This window comes from Priestia aryabhattai B8W22, from assembly GCF_000956595.1.
Taxonomy (GTDB): domain Bacteria; phylum Bacillota; class Bacilli; order Bacillales; family Bacillaceae_H; genus Priestia; species Priestia aryabhattai.
In genome coordinates this window covers 1-2,026 of sequence record NZ_JYOO01000066.1, presented here as the reverse complement: position 1 = coordinate 2,026, position 2,026 = coordinate 1, and the positions used below count along the sequence as shown (strand labels likewise).

2 protein-coding genes are annotated in these 2,026 nt (G+C 37.1%); one reads left to right on the top strand and one right to left on the bottom strand.

The window, feature by feature from the left end:
- Positions 1–1,516, bottom strand: a 1,516-nt coding sequence (locus tag N178_RS25390) for a glycine betaine uptake BCCT transporter (protein ID WP_045295639.1), incomplete at its 3' end; no start/stop codon positions are given.
- 393 nt (positions 1,517–1,909) lie between these two features.
- Between N178_RS25390 and N178_RS26495 the strand changes: the two genes are divergently transcribed.
- Positions 1,910–2,023 carry a GapA-binding peptide SR1P gene (locus tag N178_RS26495; RefSeq protein ID WP_080890262.1) on the top strand — a complete coding sequence of 38 codons (114 nt, stop codon included), beginning with the start codon at positions 1,910–1,912 and terminating at the stop codon, positions 2,021–2,023.
- The last annotated feature ends 3 nt before the right edge of the window (positions 2,024–2,026 follow it).

Genomic DNA, 2,026 nt, shown 5'->3' with positions numbered 1-2,026 from the left:
ACAGATTTCTTTCTTTTTTTAATGCGCCTTCTTCTTTAAATGCTTTCATTAATGAGAAGACCGTTAACACCAGCACAATTGAAAATGGAAGTGCTGCTATAATCGCAGCCGTTTGGAGCGCATCCAAGCCACCTGTCCAAAGCAGAATGATTGCTGTTAACGATTGAATTAAGCCCCACGTAAGCTTAATAGAGCCTGAAGGATTTAGATCACCATTTGTTGTCTGCATTCCTAAAACAAATGTAGCTGAGTCAGCTGATGTAATGAAGAATGTAGCAATTAAACAAATAGCGACAATGGACATGAACGTACCAAATGGAAACTGTTCAAGTACGTAGAATAAAGCAACTTCTGTTCCTTTATTATTGATAACATCCATAACAGGAAGATCCTTGAAAAAGTCTAAGTAGACCCCAGAACCTCCGAATACGGCAAACCATAATCCGCCAAATACGGTCGGAACAGCTAGTACACCAATTAAAAATTCTCGAATGGTTCTACCTCGTGAAATACGAGCAATGAACGTACCAACGAACGGTGCCCAAGCAATCCACCATGCCCAGTAGAAAATTGTCCAATCTTGAACCCAGGTGCTGTTATCAAACGGGCTCAATCGAAAACTCATCGACGGCAAGTTTTGAATGTAGCTGCCAATTGTTGTAACGAATAAGTCCATAATAAAGTTGGTTGGACCTGCAAATAACAAGAATAGCATTAACAGAATAGCTAAAATAATATTAATGTTACTCAAATACTTAATACCTTTGTTCAGACCTGTCTGTGCTGACAGCATGAACAAGAACGTCACGATAATAATAACAATTAATTGAGTCGTGAAATTATTATCAATGCTTGGCGACAAGTAAGAGGCTCCACCGGTAATTTGAATAGCGCCCAGTCCTAGAGATGTTGCCACCCCAAAAATAGTTGCAAATACGGCGATGACGTTTATGACCGTTCCAAGAGGTCCGTCCACACGTTTTCCTAATAGTGGACGTAAAATATTACTGATGATGAACGGGTAACCTTTTCTAAATTGAAAATATGCAAGGGCGAGTGCAAGAACGGAATAAATAGCCCAAGGATGTAAACCCCAGTGGAAAAACGAATAACGTAGAGCTGCACGAGCTGATTCTGCTGTACCGCCTTCACCAGAAGGTGGAGTATGAAAATGATTGATTGGTTCTGAAACACCCCAGAATACAAGTCCAATCCCCATACCAGCACTAAATAACATGGCAAACCAAGAGACATAACCATACTGAGGTTTTTCGTCAGGTTTACCTAATTTAATGTTTCCGTACTTTGAAAAAATTAAGTACAGCGTAAAAACTAAGAATAATGTAGCTGCTAATAAGTAATACCAGCCAAATTTCTCGATGATAAAACTATGTATTGCCGATGTGACAGGTGTAAGCGCTGCGCTTCCTAGCACAGATTCAGGAATAACACCCCATACGATAAATACTGCAGCAATAATAACCGAAAGGATAAAAACGGGAGTCAGTTTTTTCATCGATTATCACTCCTTTCCTATTCTATTTTACATAACATAGTTTCTCATATAACCTTTTTAGCTATACATGAAACCACATGGTTATACATTCTAGTAAAGTTTGTATGAAATGTCTACCCTATTAGTAAGAAAAAACGGCAAGAGCTCAAATTCTTATTTTTCGTAAGTATTTTAAAGTGCTGAAATAGATGTGAAATTAGACATTGTTTTTTCATATAAATAGAGATGATGCTAAGCGTCCAGCTTTTTGAAAACAAATATAACATTTATGAGAAAAATATTTTTAATGTGACATACTAATTAGTTGTTGACATATTTAATGTGACATAATAATATAATATCAAGAGTTGTAAAACGCTTACAAAAAAAGACGGTTAAAGGGGAGTTTACAAAATGGGAACAATCGTATGTCAAACATGTAACTGCACAATTGATCATTTCGAAGATGAGAAAGTGACGCGATTATACTCAACATGTAAAAGCGGAGAATGTACAAAAAGCAGATAGAAG

Excerpts from the sequence above, each read along its gene's own strand:
- N178_RS26495 (WP_080890262.1), top strand. The coding sequence starts at position 1,910 with ATGGGAACAATCGTATGTCAAACATGTAACTGCACAATTGATCATTTC.